Origin of the sequence: Streptomyces sp. TSRI0281 (assembly GCF_001905125.1) — a bacterium.
Lineage (GTDB): Bacteria > Actinomycetota > Actinomycetes > Streptomycetales > Streptomycetaceae > Streptomyces.
Genome location: NZ_LWLE01000001.1, coordinates 1,233,614 through 1,251,294 on the forward strand (window position 1 = coordinate 1,233,614; position 17,681 = coordinate 1,251,294).

The window sequence follows — 17,681 nt, forward strand, 5'->3', positions numbered from 1 at the left end:
GGGTCGCCGACCATAGATTTCTGGTCATGACCTCACAGCACACCGCCACTGCCGGTAACCCCGTCCTGCGTGTTCCGCCCGCCTCCCCGGCCGTGGCCGCCGCCCACTTCGGTGCCTCGCTCGCCTTCCACGCCGATGTCTCCGACGTCGCCGCGGCACTCGCCTCCGAGGACGCGCCCGGGTTCGTCGTCCTGGATTCCCGGTCCACCGCCTCCTGGGACCAGGGGCACATTCCCGGCGCGGTCCACCTGCCGACCGCCCTCGTCCCGGAGCGGGCGGCCGCTCTCCTCGACCCTGCCGTGCCGGTGGTCACCTACTGCTGGGGCCCCGGCTGCAACGGCGCGACCCGCGCGGCCCTGGCCCTCGCCGAACTCGGCTACCAGGTCAAGGAGATGCTCGGCGGGTTCGAGTACTGGGCGCGGGAGGGCTTCGCGTACGAGACCTGGGAAGGCGTCGGACAGCGCCCGGCCGACGCGCTCACCGCTCCGGTGGACGCCGAGGACTGCGGCTGCTGACCGGCGTGCGGCGCCCCGCGTCCGTCAGGGCGGCGACCAGGGCAGCGGCGTCGGCCCCGGTGGGCAGCCCGCTGACCTGTCCGTCACCGACCTCCACCACGCGCCAGACGCCGTCCTCCCGCAACGCCAGATCGGTGGTCACCCACCGTCGCCCGAGCCGCCGCACCGCTTCGCGCACGGCGGTCAGGTCCGGTGCGGGCAGGTGATGCGGAGTGTCGGGGTGCGCGGTGACCAGCACAGGTTCACCGGCGACCCACCACACCCGCGCCTCGCCACCCGGCACGAACGCCTCGAACGCGCGCAGCACCAGGCCCCCGGCGAGATAGTCACCCTGCAGCTCGACGAACCGGCCGACGACAGCGGCGAGCCGGTCCGGGTCGGTCAACTCCGGTATGTAGCACGCCTCGTGCCACTCGTGCTTGCGGGACTTCACGTAGTCCTTCACGATGCCGGGACCCGGACCGAGCGGTGCGGCGAGCGAGGACAGGGACGAAGCGTCGGGGGCCGGGCTCCCCGGAGCCATGGCTCGCCAGACGCTGAGCGGTGTCAGCCCGGCGAACGTCTCGTACCAGCCCGGGAGTTCATGCGCTCCTCGGTAGGCGACCGCGTCCGTGTACAGCGAACAGCCCCGTGCGCGAAGCGCCTGTTCCAGCTCCCCGTACCGGGCGGTGGGGACCATCCAGCCCCGGTACCAGTACGGCCCGGAGCCCCGCTCGATCCGGGCCGTCGCCCCGGCGGCGTCACCGGCGAGCAGTGCGTCATGGTCGAGCAGGGCTACCCGGCCGCCGGACGCCCGCACGACGGCGGCCTCCCCGGCGAACTCGGGGTCGGGCCGGCCGGGGCGCAACGGGTCGGCGCAGAACAGGAATCCGGTCGTCGTGGACATGGCGTGCGACCTCGCTTCGGTGAACACCCGTCCTCGGTCGAGGGGGGGCGACTGGTAGAACGTGGTGATGAAGATCGAGATCAGCCCGCCGCTGACCGACCCGGAACTCAACGCCCTCTTCGCCGCCGCCTGGCCCGGTCACCGGCCGACGGAGTTCGGGCCCGTCCTGGCCCGCAGCCTGCTGTGGCTCGCAGCCCGGCGGGACGGGCCGAGCGAGGAGCGGGGCGACGGGCCGGTCGCGGGGCAGGGCGACGGAAGCGGTGAAGGACCCGGCTACGGAAACGGTGAAGGACCGGGCTACGGAAACGGCGAAGGACCCGGCCACGGAAGCGGCGAGGGGGAGGGAGACGAACGCGGCGAAGGGCCGGGCGGCGGACGGCTTGTGGGGTACGTCAATGTCGTCGGTGACGGCGGTGTGCACGCGTTCGTGCTCGACACCACCGTCCATCCGGACGAGCAGCGCCGCGGGCTCGGCCGCCGACTGGTCACGACGGCGGCCGAGCAGGCCCGCGCGCGTGGTGCCCGATGGCTGCACGTCGACTACGAACCCGCGCTGGGCGGTTTCTACGCCGGTTGCGGCTTCCGGCCGACGGCGGCCGGGCTCATGGCCCTGGACTGAACAGAACGGAACCGAACCCGGCCGCACGGGAGCCATGCGCGCGGGATCAGAGCTTCGACAGCTCGTCCACCAGGTCGTCCAGACCCAGCGATCCCTGCGAGAGCGCCGCCATGTGCCACGCCTTGAGGTCGAACGCGTCGCCGTGCGCCTTGCGGGCGTTCTCCCGGCCGAGCAGCCACGCGCGCTCGCCCAGCTTGTAGCCGATGGCCTGCCCCGGCATCGACAGATAGCGGGTCAGTTCGCTCTCCACGAAGTCGGCCGGCCGGCCGCTGTGGTTGCCGAAGAACTCCTGGGCCAGATCCGGGGTCCAGCGCTCACCCGGGTGGAACGGTGAATCCGCCGGGATCTCCAGTTCCAGGTGCATGCCGATGTCCACGATCACCCGGCAGGCCCGCATCATCTGGGCGTCCAGATAGCCGAGTCGACGTTCGGCGTCGGGCAGGAAGCCCAGTTCGTCCATCAGACGCTCCGCGTACAGCGCCCACCCTTCGGCATTCGCGCTGACCTGTCCCACCGACGCCTGGTAGCGGGACAGGCTGTCGGCGACGTGCGTCCACTGGGCGATCTGCAGGTGATGGCCGGGGACGCCCTCGTGATACCAGGTGGAGACCAGGTCGTACACCGGGAAACGGGTCTCGCCCATGGTCGGCAGCCAGGTGCGGCCGGGGCGCGAGAAGTCCTCGGACGGGCCGGTGTAGTACGGGGCGGCGGCGCCACCGGACGGGGCGATCCGGGACTCGACCTTCCGTACCCGCTCGGCGAGTTCGAAGTGGGTGCCGTCGAGTGCCTCGATGGCCTCGTCCATCAGGTTCTGCAGCCAGTCACGGACCTCGTCGACGCCCTCGATGTGCTTGCCGTGCACATCGAGGTGGGCGAGCGCCTCCCAGGGACCCGCGCCGGGCAGGATCTTCGCGGCCTCGGTCTTCATCTCGGCGAGCAGCCGGTGGTATTCGGACCAGCCGTACGTGTACGCCTCGTCGAGATCCAGGTCGGTGCCGTTGAACTGGCGCGACCAGCGGGCATAGCGCTCACGGCCCACCGTGTCGGGCGCACCCTCGACCGCAGGGGCGTAGACCTCGCTCATCCAGTCCCGCAGCGCCACGAGCGCGGCCGTGGCCTGACGCGCGGCGTCGTCCAGGTCCTCGCGGAGCGCGGCCGGACCGGGGGCGGCGAAGTCTTCGAAGAACGACGGGCCGTTGTTCCCGATCCACTCCGTCAGCTGCTCGATGAACGTGGCGGTCGGGCGCGGCCCGCCGTACAGCTTGCGCTCCAGACCGAGGGCGAGCGAGGTCCGGTACCCCTCCAGCGCCGCGGGAACCGCGCGCAGGCGGTCCACCACCGCTGACCAGTCCTCGTCGGTCTCGGTCGGGGTGACCGTGAACACCTCACGGATGCTGTGCGGGGGCGAGTGCATGTTGGAAACGGCCCGCAGCCCCTCGTCGGCTTCGTGGACGGCCAGTTCCGCGGTCAGGCGCTCGCGCAGCAGCCGCCCGCACCGGCGTTCCGCGTCGCTGTCCGCGCCGGGCAGCAGCTCCGCAGCATCGAGCTCGGCCAGCGTGGCGCGGGCGAGAGCGGCGACGGCGGCCTGACCGGCCGGTGAGAAATCGGGCAGGCGGCGCGAGCTCTCCGCCACGCCCAGATAGGTGCCCGTGATCGGGTCGAGTTCGATGATCGCGTCGACGTAGGCGTCGGCGACCTGACGGGGCAGCGCGCGGCTCGATGTGTCTGACATGCGGACATCCTCGTACGGCGCGGCCCTCCGCGTCACCATCATTCGGTGTCAGGCGTCCGGATCCGCATCTTTGCCGGGCACCGGGGAACCGGTCCGGGTCCTGTCGGCCGGCATCCCGCCGGGTGGCAGCAGGGGGCCGCACTCCCACTCCTGGAAGATCAGCCGGGTCTCCACCCGGGCCACCTCGCGGCGCGAGGTGAACTCGTCCAGCACCAGCCGCTGCAGATCGGCGGTGCCGGCCACCGCGACATGGACGAGATAGTCGTCCGGGCCGGTGAGGTGGAACAGCGCACGGGACTCCGGCAGGGCCCTGATCCGCTCGACGAACGGGCCGATGAGCTCCCGTCGGTGCGGCCGGACCTGCACCAGAAGCAGGGCTTCCAGACCGCGGCCGAGCTTGGCGGGGTCCAGGCGCAGCTGATGGCCGAGAATGACACCGGAGCGGCGCAGCCGGGTCACCCGGTCCAGACAGGTGGAGGGCGCCACGCCCACTTCGGCGGCGAGCTCCCGGTACGTGGTCCGCGCATCGTTCTGCAGCAGTCGCAGAATGTGCAGATCCACCGGATCCAGGACGACAGAATCAGCCATCGGCCGAACGTAGCACGGGGTTTTCGCCCTACCTTCCGGTAGCTGTTCAGAGTGAATCCATGGACAACGAAGTCTCGATCACCCCCTCGGCCCCATCCCGGTCCAGGGCACTGGCCACCGAGGCCGTGCACGCCGGACGCGACGATCTCGCCTCACTCGGCCTGCACGCCCCGCCGCTCGACCTGTCCACCACCTACCCCTCGTACGACTCCCGGGGTGAGGCCGAGCGGATCGACACGTTCGCCACCACGGGCGCCCGGCTCGACGGGCCGCCGGTCTACGCCCGGCTGGACAATCCGACCACCGCCCGTTTCGAGACGGCACTGGCCCGGCTGGAAGGAACCGACAGCGCCGTCGCGTTCGCCAGCGGAATGGCGGCGCTCACGGCGGTCCTGCTGGCCCGCGCGAGCATGGGGCTGCGCCATGTGGTGGCCGTCCGCCCCCTCTACGGGTGCAGCGACCACCTGCTGGGAGCGGGACTGCTGGGCACCGAGGTGACCTGGACCGACCCGGCGGGCATCAGCGACGCGATCCGGCCGGACACCGGCCTGGTGATGGTCGAGACGCCCGCCAACCCCACCCTGGCGGAAATCGACATCCGGGCGGTCGCCCACTCCTGCGGCACGGTTCCACTGCTGGTCGACAACACCTTCGCGACGCCCGTGCTCCAGCGGCCCGCCGAGCACGGGGCCCGGATCGTCCTGCACAGCGCGACCAAGTACCTGGGCGGGCACGGCGATGTCATGGGCGGCGTCGTGGCCTGCGACGAGGAGTTCGCGGCCCGGCTGCGCCAGGTGCGCTTCGCCACCGGCGGCGTACTGCATCCGCTGGCCGGCTACCTGCTGCTGCGCGGGCTCTCCACGCTCCCGGTGCGGGTACGCGCGGCGTCGGCGAGCGCCGCCGAACTCTCCCGTCGGCTCACCGCCGACCCCCGGATCTCGCGGGTGCACTACCCGAAGCTGGGCGGGGCGATGGTCTCCTTCGAGGTGTACGGGGATCCGCACCGGGTGATCGCCGGGGTGCGGCTCATCACTCCTGCCGTCAGCCTCGGCAGTGTGGACTCGCTGATCCAGCATCCGGCCTCCATCAGCCACCGCATTGTGGATGAGGGAGACCGCCAGGCGTCCGGTGTCGGGGACCGGCTGCTGCGGATGTCGGTCGGCCTGGAGGACGTCGAGGACCTGTGGGCAGATCTGTGCCAGGCGCTCAGCGACGGGCCCGCTCAGCCTGTGCGGCGTGTTCGCTCTGCTGAGCCCGAGCCCGCTGTTCGGCCTGCTGCGACGGAGTGGTCGGAGCGGTCGATGTCGTCGGAGCCGTCCTCAGCCGGGCGGTGATGACCAGGGTGCCTTCCTCGATCTGGTAGTCGAGGGGCAGTTCGAGCGCGCGCATGGCCGCGACCATGCCGGTGTTGTGGGACTGCGTCACGGCGTAGACGCTCTCGCAGCCCGCCTCCACGGCGAGTGCCACCAGACGGCCGAGCAGTTCGGATCCGATGCCCCGGCGCTGCCAGTCGTCCTCGACGAGGAGCGCCACCTCGGTCTCGTCCCCGTCCCAGAGGAGGTGGCCGAGCGCCACCAGCCGGCCGGAGGCCGTCTGCACGGCGAGGGTGCGGCCGAAACGCGGGCTCAGCAGGTGGTCCAGGTACCGGTCCGCGTCGCCGACCGGGCCGTGGTACCGCAGCCCCAGCGTGCGCGGGGAGCAGCGGTCGTGCATCGCGCGGGCGGCGGCGAGGTCGTCGCCGTCCGCGCGGCGCACGGTGATCTCGTTGCCCTCGGGAAGGGTGAGCACGTCCTCACTGCGCGGGACGCGGGGGCCGAGCCGGGCGTCGAGCTCGACCAGGGCACGGGCACGGGCGAACTCGGTCGGTGTGAAGGGCAGATAGGGGCGTTCGACGGTGATGACCCCACCGGACGGGTCGCGCAGCCGCATCACGGTCTCCTCCAGCACGCCTTCCACCGGTGCGCTCTCACCGGTCGGGCGGCCGGTGATCGAGACCGCGGGCAGTGAGTGGATGGTGCATCGGCCGAGCAACTGGCGCAGGGCCAGTGGGAGTTCCGCCGCGTCCAGGGCGGTACGGGTGGCCAGCCCGAGGACGCGGGTCGGGGTGTCCACGAGATCGTGGGCGTCCGCCCGCTCGATCCAGGTGGAGCTGCCGCCCGCCGCGGAGATCTCCCGGGTCAGCTCCTGGGCCTGGAGCGTCGCGGGCGCGCGGAGCAGGAACTCGTCGACGGTGCCGCGCGCCAGCGGGTGCGTCTGGAGGGTGAGGATGTCGATCCGGAGCCGGGCGAGCGTGGTGCACAGCGCGGCCAGGCTGCCCGGGTTGTCCCGGACGGTCGTCCGCATCCGCCACAGCACCGTGTCCTCGGCGGACAGAGACGGTTCCTCCTCGGTGGACGCCGCGACCGCGCCGCGATCCCTGGCGGCGCCCGCGTCGCCGGGGCCCGGCGGTGGGGCGTGGCTGTGCCGCCGGGCCCACCAGGTGTGGAACGTGGCCGTGGCAACCAGCGCCACGGCCGACGCGATCAGAAGATAGGGCCCGTCCGGCTGGTGACCGATCAGGTTGGCGATCGCGTCGGCAACGGCGACCGCTGTGAACAGTGCGGCCAGTTCGATCAGGTCCCGGCGCCAGTGGTGCGGACGCCGGGCGGTCTTCGCGGATGTCACATCAGTCATGACCTCACTGTGACTGAGCGGTGTTGCCTGATCACGAACGCCTTGTGACTGATGGGTTAAGTGTGGATCTGGTAGCCTATCGTCGCTTTTTGGTCAGATTCCACGGCCTGATTCCGCCTGCTTCCCGCATCGGCCCCGCTGATGCCCTCGTCGTTCGTGGTGCTGGTGCTGGTGCTGGTGCTGGTGCTGGAGCTCTGCGAGTCGGTCCCAGCGCCGGCCCCGGTGGTGGGTCCGGCCCCGGCACCGGGGCCACAGGCGGCGAGCAGTCGGCCGGCCTGGCGCACCAGCTGCGAGGAACCCTTGCGCCCCGCCACGGCCGCGAGCCCCTCGATCGGCGCGAGATCCTGGGCACCGCTGCGTTCCGCGCAGTCGGCGGTCACGGCCAGCACCTCCCCGAGGCCGTGCGGAGGCTTCGGATATGTCAGGAGCGAGGGCAGCAGTGCCACCAGCACGGAAAGCACCGTCCGGTACGCGCCGGTGGCGGCAGCCGTCCGCGTCGAGTCGGCGATCCGACTGGGTTTCACCAGGTCGTGATCGATGAGGATCGCCAGTTCCCGGCCGAGCAGGGGCGCGTCCAGGCGGCCCTGGGCTGCCAGCACCAGCAGGGCGTCCACCGCCGACAGCCGGTCCTGGGGGTGTCGGGCCCCCAGTCCGTAGGCCAGCGCCAGATGTATCGCGCCGCCGGCCGGGCCGCCGGCCTCGGCGAGGACGGGGAGTGTCCAGGCCGCCCCCTGCGTGCCCTCGTCCGCACAGTGCATCAGGTTGGGCATCAGCCAGGCGGCCAAGGTCTCCCCGTCCTCGGGCAGCGCGGCGATCCAGTTCTCGGCACGCCCGTCCATCCAGTGGTAGCACTGGCGAGCGTCGGGGAGATGCGGACGGCCCAGCCAATGGAAGGAACGCGGGAACTCCTGCTGGATCACCAGACGCTCCTTGGTGGCGAGCAGTACCCGCCGGGTACCGGTGGCCGAGCGCTGCCACCAGTTGCCGGACGAGGGCGGGCCGCTGGGCGGGCGGTGCCGCAGCACCGGCGCGAGCGGTTGGTCCGCACGTATCCAGGCGGCCAGCCGGTCGCCCTCCGCGGTGCCGAGCTGGGCGGCGGCCGCTGCCGCCTCCTGCTCCCCGCTCCGGCGTACGCGCAGCAGCGCCTGGGCGAAGTCGACGGGACCGGGACCGGCGCCGAGCCGCTGGTACGTCCGCAGCCGCTCGACCAGCTCGGCCGGGTCCAGCGAACCGGTGTGCCAGGTCGGCGTCGCCAGCAGCAACGGAATCTGTGCGGTCCGTACAGCAGCGGCTGCCTCCCACATCCGGGCGAACAGCACGCCGTTCAGCGCGGCATGGGCGCAGGTGCCCGTTCCGGTCCAGCGGGCACCTCCGTCGCGTACGGCGCTGGGCGACACCAGGCCGAGAAGGGAGGCCACGACCACGTCCAACCCGCCCGGATCCCTGGTGAATCTCCGGTCCACCTCGTCCTGCGGAACCCCGCCGAGGAACCAGTGCCCGGCCAGCGCCTCGCGCAGCGCGGACTCCAGCGCCGGCCGGTCCGTCCGGGCGTGCCGGATCAGCCCGTCCAGCGCCCGCTCGAAGACCGTGGTCTCCCGCGAGCCGGACTTCACCAGGGCCGCCACCTCCTCGACGAGCTCGGCGACACTCTCCGGTGCCGGTTCGAGTCGACGCAGGGCGGGCGCCGGTGGCAGCAGCTCCTCGTAGGGACCGCTGTCGGCGGTCTCCTCCGGGAGATCACCGAACAGCTCGGTAGCCGCGGCCCGGTGCATCTGCCCGACCTGGCCGGCGGCGAGGGCGAGCTCCTCGCGGAGCGCGTCGTCAACAGTGGGGAGATGCCGGGCCACCAGCTTCAGTGCCCGCTCCTGGATGTCCGTGTCCTCGTGACCGAAGGCTTCCGCGACGACGGGCAGCAGTTCGTTCGCCGTCGACGCGTCCCGGCGCAACACCTTTCCCAGAAAAACCAGTTGGCTGCGGACGAGCTTCTTCTCCCGGCGGAAGAGCACCGATCCCGAGACATCCGCGAGATCCCGTGTGGTCAGCCTGCCGAGGCCGTCCAGCCGGGTGAGGACGGTCTGTGCGTGGCCCGCCACGGTCGAGATGCCGTCCGCCGCCATGCCCATCCAGTCGGCGAGCCGCGCCGTCTCCTCCTGCTCGGTCAGAGCGAGCTGACGCAGCAGCACCAGGAAGAAGCGCTGCTCGCCGGGCTTCCCGCCGCGCAACAGCCGGGTCACGCAGCCGTCGACCAGTACGCCACGGTCCAGCAGCCCTTCCCCGGCCAGCGCGATGAGCGACGCCGGCCAGTGCCTGAGCGAGTCGGGGTCCTCGTACCAGCTGAGTTGCGGCGGCAGCTCGGGCAGTTCGAAGATCCGGGGCGCGAGAACGGCCAGATGCGGGTCGGCGCGCAGCACATCCAGCAGCGATGTGGCGGACGGACTCTGCCATCGCGCGAGGCCGCACCGCTCGGTCCAGCCCTGGACCAGGCCGTCCGTGGCGGGAATCGGGCACTGGGCGATCCGTACCAGCTCGCAGACGAACCAGTATTCGGACTCCGAGGTGGCCGACCGCTCGGCCAGCCGGTGTGCCAGGTCGCCGAGCCAGGCCGGATCGCGGTCGGCCAGCGCCTCCAGGACGAAGGGATACGGCGACCTCACCCAGTCACGCATCTCGCGGGAGCCGATCCAGGTGGCGCAGCCGGCCGCGCCCGAATGGCAGCCCGCACCGGCCACCAGGAGAGCCTTCCGGATCTTTTCGCGCTTCCGCCACTCCCAGGTCCGCGACTCCTTGCGCAGCTCCTTCAGTTCCACCAGCGCTGCCCTGCGACCGGCCGGGTCCAGCCGGAGCACCAGCGGCGGGATGTCTTCCTTGCGGCCTTCCCGTACCGCCGTGAGCAGCTCGCTCATCGCACACCTCCGGCAACTGTCGCACCGCGGCGGACCATCCGGACGGCCAGCGCGTGCTTGCACGGCCCCCGCCGTCCCCGGTAGTCCGCCCACCACTGGCAGGTACAGCTCAGCACGCCGTCCTTCTCCCGGACCCGGTACCCGCGCTCCCCGGAGGCCACCGAGGCCAGCTCTCCGTCCAGGGTCACCGCGCCCGAACCGGCGAGCTGCCGGGCGGCCACGAGCCGGGGATTGTGGCGCTCGGCCCGGTCCGCGTCATAGGGCAGCTCCCGGTGGAAGTAGGCGGCGTCCGCCAGGTCGTAGCCCACCCGGCCGGCCGTGCCGAGCCGGGTCAGCGCGGCCCGTACCCGCTCGACCGTCAGCCCCGACTGCTCGGCCAGATCGGCCGGCTCGATCCGGGGCTCCCAGGCGAGCAGCACGGACACCAACTCCGCGTCCGCGGCGGCATCGTCGGTGGCCAGTGCCTCAAGGACGCCGCCCTCACCGGAGAACCCGCGCGAGGCATCGGGCGACAGCGTCAGGGTGAGCCGCATCCCCGGCAGCACCACCTCCCAGGCGCTCGCCGTCGCCACGCCGTCGGCCACCGGCCCGTACACCCGGAGGGCCGAGGCGTGACGCAGCACCCGCTGAAGAGCCACCAGCCGCTCGGGCCCCGGCAGACACACCGCCCCCGGAACCGGGCGGGTCGTCGGCCGCAGACCCGTCCCCGCGGCAACCACCCACTGGGCGCCGCGCGAGGCATTTCCCGAGGAACGCGGCAGGGACCGGAGGAACCTGACAGCCTCCGCCGCAGACAGCTCGGCCCGCAGGTCGAAACCGGCCGAGGCCACCTGCGCCTCGGCGAATCCGCGCAGCCACCGGTCCGGCAGCGGAACCTTCTTCTCCACCACCGGGCCGTCCAGTGTGGTGACCGCCATCTCCTCGGGTCCGACCCGCAGATGCAGCGGATCATCAGCCGTTATCCGCGAAAGCGCCTCTCGCAAGGGGTTGTTGACGTCGACATTCGTCGTGCCGTGCCCCGTCCGTGCCCCGTCCAGCCCTTCCTGCAGCACATCGAGACGCGCGTACACCCCGCAGCAGCCGGAGAACGACTCGAAGCGCAGCCGGTCGCCGTTCCCCGTCACCACCGGATCGAGGGACGCGGCCAGTGCCCGCTGGTAGTAGCGCGTGGAAGCGACGTCGGCCACCGCCAGCAGACCGCGGGCAGCGATGCGCGGCGAGGTGAGAAAGCCGTTGAAGAACCGGGGATGGGCCTCGGCCCCGCGCGGGGTGAGACCACCTGCGGTCTCCAGCCCGAGCAGGGCTCCGGTCTGCGAGGACTCCAGAGCGGACGGGCGTGAGTAGGCCAAGGCCTGAACGGATCGGGTCATGGAAAAAACCGTAGAGCCCACCACTGACAATCGGCCTCGGCAGACGGTCCGGGCCCGCCCAACGGCACGCGCTCACAGCCCTGTCAGCGACCCCTCACACCCGCGGAAGCATGGGCCGGAACGCGCGGACTCACTGCCCTGTCAGCCCCGGCCGGAGGACCTTGCTGAACAGCACGGAGCCGCCCTCCGCGCGCAGCCGTACGGTCAGTTCTCCACTGTCGCCGTCGATGTCGACCTCGCCGAAGAACTGCGGTGACTCCATCGGGGACACGTTCGCCCGGTCCGGGGCGCGTACGAAGACCCGCTCGGGACCGAAGGTGCCGTCGAGCGCGTTGGCGGGGAATCCACCGGCGGCCAGCGGCCCCGAGACGAATTCCCAGAACGGCGCGAAGTCCTTGAAGGCCGCACGCTCGGGGGCGTAATGCTGAGCCGAGGTGTAGTGCACATCCGCCGTCAGCCAGAGCGTGCCGGTGATCCGTCGGTGCTTGATGAACCGCAGCAGCTCGGCGATCTTCAGCTCCCGGCCGAGCGGAGCGCGGGGGTCGCCCTGTGCCACCGCCTCGAAGTCCGTCGCGCCGTCGGTGACGACGAGCCCGAGCGGCATGTCCGCCGCGATCACCTTCCACACCGCCCGGGAACGTGACAGTTCCCGCTTGAGCCAGCGCAGCTGATCGGCACCGAGGATGCCCGTCGTGTCATCGGGCTGCCGGCCGGGGGAGTTGGCGTTGCGGAAGGAGCGCATGTCGAGGACGAACACATCGAGCAGCGGACCGTGCCGTACGACGCGGTGCACGCGGCCCTCGCGCGATGAACCGTGGAGCGTGGAGACCGGGAAGTACTCACGGAAGGCGCGCATCGAACGCGCGGCCAGTATGTCCACGTTCTTCTCGGTGTAGCGGGCGTCGTCCAGGATCTGGCCGGGGTACCAGTTGTTGCGTACCTCGTGGTCGTCCCACTGGACGACCGAGGGAACCTGCGCGTTGAACCTCCGGAGATTCTCGTCCAGGAGGTTGTAGCGGAAATTGCCCCGGTACTCGTCGAGGCTCTCGGCGACCTTCGCCTTCTCCTCGGTGGTGATGTTGCGCCAGATCCGCCCGTCGGGCAGCGTCACACTGGGCTCGATCACGCCGTCCGCGTAGATGTTGTCGCCGCTGCACAGAAAGAAGTCCGGGTCGAGGCGGCGCATTTCCTCGTACACCCGGTAGCCGCCGATGTCCGGGTTGATGCCCCAGCCCTGTCCGGCGATGTCACCGGACCACAGGAAGCGCACGCCGTCCCGGCGCCGGGCGGGAGCGGTGCGGAACGTTCCGTACACCGGCCTGCCCGTACGGCGTGGGTCGTGCGGGTCCGAGAGCGTGACGCGGTAGTGCACCTGCTCACCCGGGGGCAGGCCGTACAGGGGAGTGGTGCCCGTGAAGTCGGTGCCCGAACCGACCAGCGGCCCGTGCCATCGCCCGGCCCGGCGGAAGGACTCGGTGGCCGAGGTCTCCACCAGCATCCGCGCCGGCCGGTCCGACCGCACCCACACGAGTGCGGACGACGACGTCACATCGCCCACCTGCACACCCCAGGCGGCCTCGGGCCGCCCCGAGAGCGCGAAGGCGGGCGCCGCCGCGACGGCGGCGGGCAGCGTGACAGCCGCCGAGGCGAGGAGCGAGCCGCGCAGGACGGTTCGGCGGCCGGGGGAGTGAATACGCGGGCGGTTCGGCATCGTTGCGCCTCCAGGGCGAGGAGTCAGAGGGTGGGGCAGGGCGGTGGTACAGCGGTGGCGGTCTGCGGGGCGATCATGGAACGGCTGACCGCCGAGTCATGCCTAGTGCCCGGCGGCTGCCGCCACACCAACCCCAGGTGAACAACCGGACCGGTCCCGTACTCCCGCCTACGCAGGACAACCGGACCGGTCCCGCACTCCCGCCTGGGCAGCCCGCTGCGAGTCGGCCAACAGCCCCACACCCCGGCGGATTTCGGCCGGGGGCAGATGGGCATAGCCGAGCACGAGGCGCACGGCGCTGTCCTCGGTCCCGGCCGCCGCGGAACCGGCCGTACCCGTTCCCGCCGTCCCGGAACCGGCTGTACCCGTTCCCGCCGTCCCGGAACCGGCTGTACCCGTTCCCGCCGTCCCGGAACCGGCCGCAGCTGTCCCGGTCGCACCCCGGCCGAGCGCGTCTGCCCCCGTCGTCCCGCAGTCGCGCAGCGGCCGCAGTGCGATCCCCGCCCCGGCCGCCCGGTCCAGGAACCGGGTTTCCGGACCGTAGCGTTCGGGAAGCCGCGCGATGATGTGCAGCCCCGCCGCGATGCCACTGACTTCGGTACCGGGAAAGTGTTCGACGAGCGCGCCGACCATGGCGTCGCGACGCTCCCGGTAGGCGCGCTGGCAGCGGCGCAGCTGCCGGTCATAGCCGCCACGCGCGATGAAGTCGGCCAGCACCGCCTGGTCGATGGCGGGGTTGCCCAGGTCCATCGTCCGTTTGCGCGCGACGATTCCCTCGGTCAACGACGCGGGCGCGATCAGCCAGCCCAGCCGTAGCCCGGGGGCCAGCGACTTGCTCACCGAACCGGTGTACGCGACATGTTCGGGATCCAGTCCCTGAAGTGCGCCGACGGGCGCCCTGTCGTAGCGGAAATCCCCGTCGTAGTCGTCCTCCATGATCACTCCGTCATTGCCGCGCGCCCAGTCGAGCAGTCGGCTGCGGCGCTTCGCGGAGTAGCCGATTCCGGTGGGGAACTGATGGGCGGGCGTGGTGACGACCGCGCGCACGCCCGAACGCAGCAGCGGTTCCACCGCCAGCCCCTCGTCGTCGAGCGGCAGCCGGACGACGCCGAGACCGGTCGACGCGAACAGCGAAGCGTGCTCCGGGCTGCCCGGATCCTCGACACCTACGGCCGACAGTCCCTGGTCGCGCAGGACGAAGCCGAGCAGGGTGGTGGCCTGTGCCACGCCCGAGCAGACCACCAGCCGTTCGGGATCGGCCACGACCCCTCGCCGCCGGGTCAGCAGGGCGGCCACGGCTTCACGCAACTCCGGCAGCCCACGCGGATCCGGGTACCCCAGGACGCTGTGCGGCAGCCGGTCGAGGACCGCGCGCTGCGTGGCGGCCCAGGCGGCGCGCGGGAAGAGCGAGAGATCAGGGGTGCCCGGCCGGAAGTCCACCCGTGCGCCGGGCGCACGCGGTGCCAGGTCCCGCGCCCCGCGTGCCGCTGCCCGGACCCCGCCGCTCACCCAGGTACCCGCGCCCCGCCCGCTGCGCAGGTAGCTCTCCGCGACGAGTTGCTCGTACGCCTCGGTGACCAGGCCGCGCGACACCCCGAGATCGGCGGCGAGCTCACGGCTGGACGGGAGCCGGGTCCCCGCCGCGAGACGGCCCGAGCGCACCGCCTCGCGCAGCGCCGACTGGAGCGCACGACCGCGTTGCCGCGCCGGTGCGGCAGCTGCGGGGAGCAGCAGCTCCCACGCCGCGGAGGCGGAGTCCAGCGGTTGGCCGACGGCTGCCCGGCCACTGTTTCCCACACTGTCGACCGGCGAATTGGTCCCCGAAGACGTCATGGAAGTGGACCTTAAGCCGGGCCGGTTCGGAATCTAGCGTCGGCCGCATGAACGCACCCTCTCTACGCGGGGTACTCCTCGCAGCCCTTGCCTGTGTCCTCGTGGGAGCCTCCTTCACGGCGAACAGCGTGCTGGGCGACTATCCGTACGCCGGAGGCCAGGCACTGCGCTACGGCCTGGCCGCACTGCTGCTCGTACCGCTGCTGCGTCGAAACGGACGCTCCGGCCTCGCTCCGCTCCGTACCCTCACCCGACGCCAATGGGGCAGGCTGACTCTTCTCGCGGCAGTCGGCATGGTCGGGTTCAACCTGGCCGTGCTGGCCGCCGAACGATCGGCGGAACCAGCGGTTCCAGGCGTTCTCGTCGGCTGCGCGCCCATCGTCGTGGGCGTCCTCGTGCCGGTGCTGGAGGGGCGCCGTCCCTCCCGCGCCGTCCTGTACGCGGCCGGGCTCGTGGCGGCCGGGGCCTTCACCGTCCAGGGCTGGGGACGTACGGACCTCGCGGGAATCCTGTTCTCGGTGGGCGCGCTCGCGGGGGAGGTCGGGTTCGCCGTGCTCGCCGTGCCGGTGCTGCGCCCGCTCGGACCGAAACTGCTGTCGGCGACCGTCTGCGGCATCGCCGCACTGGAGGCCGCACTGCTCGGTGTCCTGCTGGACGGCGGCGGGTTCCTGCGGATGCCGACGCCCGGCGAGACGACGGCACTGCTCTGGCAGGCCGCCGTTGTCACGGTCATCGGTTTCGTCTGCTGGTACAGCGGGATCCAGCGCATCGGTGCCGAACGCGCCACGCTCTTCTCCGGTCTGATCCCGGTCTCGGCCGCTCTCACCGCGCCGCTCGTCGGAGCGGGTGCGTACGGCATCGCCCAGGGGGTGGGCAGCCTGCTGGTCGGCGCCGGGGTGGCGCTCGGCTCCGGTGTCCTGGGACGCCGCACACCCTTCACGACCGCGGCGGGGCGTGCCGCCGGGTCAGCGGCTCGTGTCGAGGACGACGCGCGCCACCAGTGCCGGGTCGTCGTTCATCGGGACGTGGCCGCAACCGGGCAGCCGCACGAGCCGGGCGCTGGGGATCCGGTGCTTGGCCCGGATCCCCTGGCGGCGCAGCAGCAACCGGTCGCGGCTGCCCCAGGCGACGGTGACGGGAAGCCCCGGCACATCATCGGTGAAGCCGCCGTTCCGGCCGACGGCCAGCGTCTGGTGGAATCCCGTCGCCTCGCGCAGAGCGAGGGTCTCGGCGACCACGGCCTCGGGTGAACGCTTTCCGGGCCTCGCGTAGATGGTGCTGGTCAGAGCCGCCCGCCCGGCCGCGCTCCGCGACATCCGCTCGATCATCGTCAACGGCAGCGACAGTGCTCCCCTGCGCATCGCGCGCAGGGTCGCGAAGGCGTAGCGCCGCTCGTGTTCCGTCCAGAATCCGGCCGGGGACAGCGCGGTCACCGAACGGGCGAGCCCCCTGCGGCCCATCTCCAGGGCGAGCAGCCCGCCGAGCGAGTTGCCCGCCACATGCGGACGGTCGAGGCCGAGCTCCGCACAGAAGGCGCCGAGCACGGGGGTCACCGACTCCAAGGTGTACGGGACACCGTCCGGCAGCGCCGGGGAAGCCCCGAATCCCGGCAGGTCCACGGCGATGACATCGCGCTCGGTGGCCAGGATCCGCAGCACCGGGTCCCACGCCTGATGGTGGTGTCCGATGCCGTGGAGCAGCAGCAACGGTTCGCCGGAACCCATCCGTTCGTACGTCACGGAGACCGGGCGTGGGCCGTGGGCCGATTCGATGGTGAACGAGACCGTGGTGGCCATGTCGCTGCTCCCTGAGGTGGGTAGACGTCGCGTCAACAACAATTACCGTTCGGTAGCTTGTAGTTCAAGGGGCCCGGCGATTCCCGCTGGACAGTGTCCGGCGTGTCGGCTGGGATGGGGGAGTGACAGTCGACAACGCGACCGACCTCTTCGAGGAACACCGCCCCGTGCTCACCGGGGTCGCCTACCGCATGCTGGGCCGCGTCGCGGACGCCGAGGATGTGGTGCAGGAGGCGTGGCTGCGGTGGTCGTCCACGGCGCACGAGGAGGTACGGGAACCGAGGGCGTTCCTCGTGCGGATCACCACCCGCCTCGCCATCGACCGGCTCCGGCAGCTCCGCTCGCGCCGCGAGGCGTACGTCGGGCCCTGGCTGCCCGAACCGGTCGTCACCGACTTCGGGCCGTCCGTGCCCGACACCGCGGAACGGGCCGTCCTCGCCGATTCCGTGTCCCTCGCCGTGCTGGTCGTCCTCGAATCGCTCTCGCCGCTGGAGCGTGCCGTCTTCGTCCTGCGTGAGGCCTTCGGGTTCCCGTACGCCGAGATCGCGCTCGCCCTGGACCGCACCGACGCCGCCGTACGCCAGCTCGCCGGGCGCGCCAAGCGCCATGTGGAGGAGCGCAGGCCGCGCTACGACGTGGATCCGGCGGAGCGGCGCGACCTCACCGAACGGTTCCTGGCGGCCGCGTCCGGCGGTGACATCGAGCAGCTCCTCGCACTGCTGGCCCCCGATGTCCGGCTCGTCAGCGACAGCGGGGGCAAGTCGAAGGCGCCGAGGCGGATCATCGAGACCGCCGACAAGGTCGGCAGGTTCCTCTTCGCGGTGGCGCACGGCATGGAGCCCGGTGTGGAGGTCCGGTTCGCGGAGTTCAACGGCGGTCCGGGCGTGGTGCTGTTCTCCGGAGGAAAGCCCGACAGCTTCTTCCAGGTGGATGTTCGTGACGGAGCCATTCAATGCGCCTATATTATTCGAAATCCGGACAAGCTTGCCGGTCTGTCCATCGAATAGTCGCCCGTCCCAGCGGTAAGGGCTGACTTCTCCCGCCTCACAGGTTCC

The 17,681-nt window shown here is 71.7% G+C and carries 12 protein-coding genes and 2 pseudogenes; 5 read left to right on the top strand and 9 right to left on the bottom strand.

The genetic code is table 11. The features are described 5' to 3' along the window. Nucleotides 1-26 precede the first annotated feature (26 nt). On the top strand, nucleotides 27-515 hold the full coding sequence (locus A6A29_RS05800) for a rhodanese-like domain-containing protein (RefSeq protein ID WP_073718761.1): 489 nt from the start codon (nucleotides 27-29) through the stop codon (nucleotides 513-515). Here A6A29_RS05800 and A6A29_RS05805 read toward each other — a convergent pair. Further along, complete coding sequence (locus A6A29_RS05805; RefSeq protein WP_073719029.1) at nucleotides 478-1,401, bottom strand: ATP-grasp domain-containing protein; 924 nt, start codon at nucleotides 1,399-1,401, stop codon at nucleotides 478-480. The genes A6A29_RS05800 and A6A29_RS05805 overlap by 38 nt on opposite strands. A 67-nt stretch (nucleotides 1,402-1,468) precedes the next feature. On the opposite strand from A6A29_RS05805, the gene A6A29_RS47760 reads away from it, so the two are divergent. Continuing rightward, nucleotides 1,469-2,020: a GNAT family N-acetyltransferase gene (locus A6A29_RS47760; RefSeq protein WP_338012854.1), complete on the top strand. Its 552-nt coding sequence runs from the start codon at nucleotides 1,469-1,471 to the stop codon at nucleotides 2,018-2,020. Between the two features lie 46 nt (nucleotides 2,021-2,066). On the opposite strand, the gene A6A29_RS05820 is transcribed toward A6A29_RS47760, so the two are convergent. Continuing rightward, nucleotides 2,067-3,752, bottom strand: a complete 1,686-nt coding sequence (locus tag A6A29_RS05820) for a DUF885 domain-containing protein (protein WP_073719030.1) — start codon at nucleotides 3,750-3,752, stop codon at nucleotides 2,067-2,069. Between the two features lie 48 nt (nucleotides 3,753-3,800). After that, entirely contained in the window at nucleotides 3,801-4,340 is a 540-nt protein-coding gene (locus A6A29_RS05825; protein ID WP_073718762.1) for an Lrp/AsnC family transcriptional regulator, read from the bottom strand. Between the two features lie 59 nt (nucleotides 4,341-4,399). On the opposite strand from A6A29_RS05825, the gene A6A29_RS05830 reads away from it, so the two are divergent. After that, nucleotides 4,400-5,674, top strand: a complete 1,275-nt coding sequence (locus A6A29_RS05830; RefSeq protein WP_073718763.1) for a trans-sulfuration enzyme family protein — start codon at nucleotides 4,400-4,402, stop codon at nucleotides 5,672-5,674. Here the strand turns inward: A6A29_RS05830 and A6A29_RS05835 are convergent. From A6A29_RS05835 to pdxR, 5 genes and pseudogenes are all read right to left on the bottom strand, one after another. After that, nucleotides 5,595-7,004: pseudogene (locus A6A29_RS05835) on the bottom strand (GNAT family N-acetyltransferase); the annotation flags it as partial. The gene A6A29_RS05830 and the pseudogene A6A29_RS05835 sit on opposite strands and share 80 nt — an antisense overlap. Nucleotides 7,005-7,069: 65 nt before the next feature. After that, entirely contained in the window at nucleotides 7,070-9,916 is a 2,847-nt protein-coding gene (locus tag A6A29_RS05840; RefSeq protein WP_073718765.1) for a DUF7824 domain-containing protein, read from the bottom strand. Then, complete coding sequence (locus A6A29_RS05845; RefSeq protein ID WP_073718766.1) at nucleotides 9,913-11,286, bottom strand: SWIM zinc finger family protein; 1,374 nt, start codon at nucleotides 11,284-11,286, stop codon at nucleotides 9,913-9,915. Before A6A29_RS05845 ends, A6A29_RS05840 begins: the two co-directional genes overlap by 4 nt. Before the next feature lie 130 nt (nucleotides 11,287-11,416). Then, on the bottom strand, nucleotides 11,417-12,997 hold the full coding sequence (locus A6A29_RS05850) for an alkaline phosphatase D family protein (protein WP_073718767.1): 1,581 nt from the start codon (nucleotides 12,995-12,997) through the stop codon (nucleotides 11,417-11,419). A 168-nt stretch (nucleotides 12,998-13,165) separates the two neighbouring features. Next, nucleotides 13,166-14,830 (bottom strand): MocR-like pyridoxine biosynthesis transcription factor PdxR, encoded by a 1,665-nt coding sequence (gene pdxR / locus A6A29_RS05855; protein WP_079182583.1) that lies wholly within the window; start codon nucleotides 14,828-14,830, stop codon nucleotides 13,166-13,168. Between the two features lie 47 nt (nucleotides 14,831-14,877). On the opposite strand from pdxR, the pseudogene A6A29_RS47930 reads away from it, so the two are divergent. Beyond that, nucleotides 14,878-15,291 (top strand): annotated as a pseudogene (locus A6A29_RS47930) (EamA family transporter); the annotation flags it as partial. Nucleotides 15,292-15,795: 504 nt separating this feature from the next. On the opposite strand, the gene A6A29_RS05865 reads toward A6A29_RS47930, so the two are convergent. After that, nucleotides 15,796-16,626 carry an alpha/beta fold hydrolase gene (locus A6A29_RS05865; protein ID WP_073718769.1) on the bottom strand — a complete coding sequence of 277 codons (831 nt, stop codon included), beginning with the start codon at nucleotides 16,624-16,626 and terminating at the stop codon, nucleotides 15,796-15,798. 122 nt (nucleotides 16,627-16,748) lie between these two features. Here A6A29_RS05865 and A6A29_RS05870 point away from each other — a divergent pair, with 122 nt between their 5' ends. Further along, the gene (locus tag A6A29_RS05870; protein WP_073718770.1) at nucleotides 16,749-17,633 is read left to right on the top strand and encodes an RNA polymerase sigma-70 factor; all 885 of its coding nucleotides are present in this window, start codon (nucleotides 16,749-16,751) and stop codon (nucleotides 17,631-17,633) included. The last annotated feature ends 48 nt before the right edge of the window (nucleotides 17,634-17,681 follow it).

Excerpts from the sequence above, each read along its gene's own strand:
- A6A29_RS05850 (WP_073718767.1), bottom strand. The coding sequence starts at position 12,997 with ATGCCGAACCGCCCGCGTATTCACTCCCCCGGCCGCCGAACCGTCCTG.
- A6A29_RS05830 (WP_073718763.1), top strand. The coding sequence starts at position 4,400 with ATGGACAACGAAGTCTCGATCACCCCCTCGGCCCCATCCCGGTCCAGG.
- A6A29_RS05840 (WP_073718765.1), bottom strand. The coding sequence starts at position 9,916 with ATGAGCGAGCTGCTCACGGCGGTACGGGAAGGCCGCAAGGAAGACATC.
- pdxR (WP_079182583.1), bottom strand. The coding sequence starts at position 14,830 with ATGACGTCTTCGGGGACCAATTCGCCGGTCGACAGTGTGGGAAACAGT.
- A6A29_RS05805 (WP_073719029.1), bottom strand. The coding sequence starts at position 1,401 with ATGTCCACGACGACCGGATTCCTGTTCTGCGCCGACCCGTTGCGCCCC.
- A6A29_RS05865 (WP_073718769.1), bottom strand. The coding sequence starts at position 16,626 with ATGGCCACCACGGTCTCGTTCACCATCGAATCGGCCCACGGCCCACGC.
- A6A29_RS47760 (WP_338012854.1), top strand. The coding sequence starts at position 1,469 with ATGAAGATCGAGATCAGCCCGCCGCTGACCGACCCGGAACTCAACGCC.
- A6A29_RS05845 (WP_073718766.1), bottom strand. The coding sequence starts at position 11,286 with ATGACCCGATCCGTTCAGGCCTTGGCCTACTCACGCCCGTCCGCTCTG.
- A6A29_RS05825 (WP_073718762.1), bottom strand. The coding sequence starts at position 4,340 with ATGGCTGATTCTGTCGTCCTGGATCCGGTGGATCTGCACATTCTGCGA.
- A6A29_RS05800 (WP_073718761.1), top strand. The coding sequence starts at position 27 with ATGACCTCACAGCACACCGCCACTGCCGGTAACCCCGTCCTGCGTGTT.
- A6A29_RS05820 (WP_073719030.1), bottom strand. The coding sequence starts at position 3,752 with ATGTCAGACACATCGAGCCGCGCGCTGCCCCGTCAGGTCGCCGACGCC.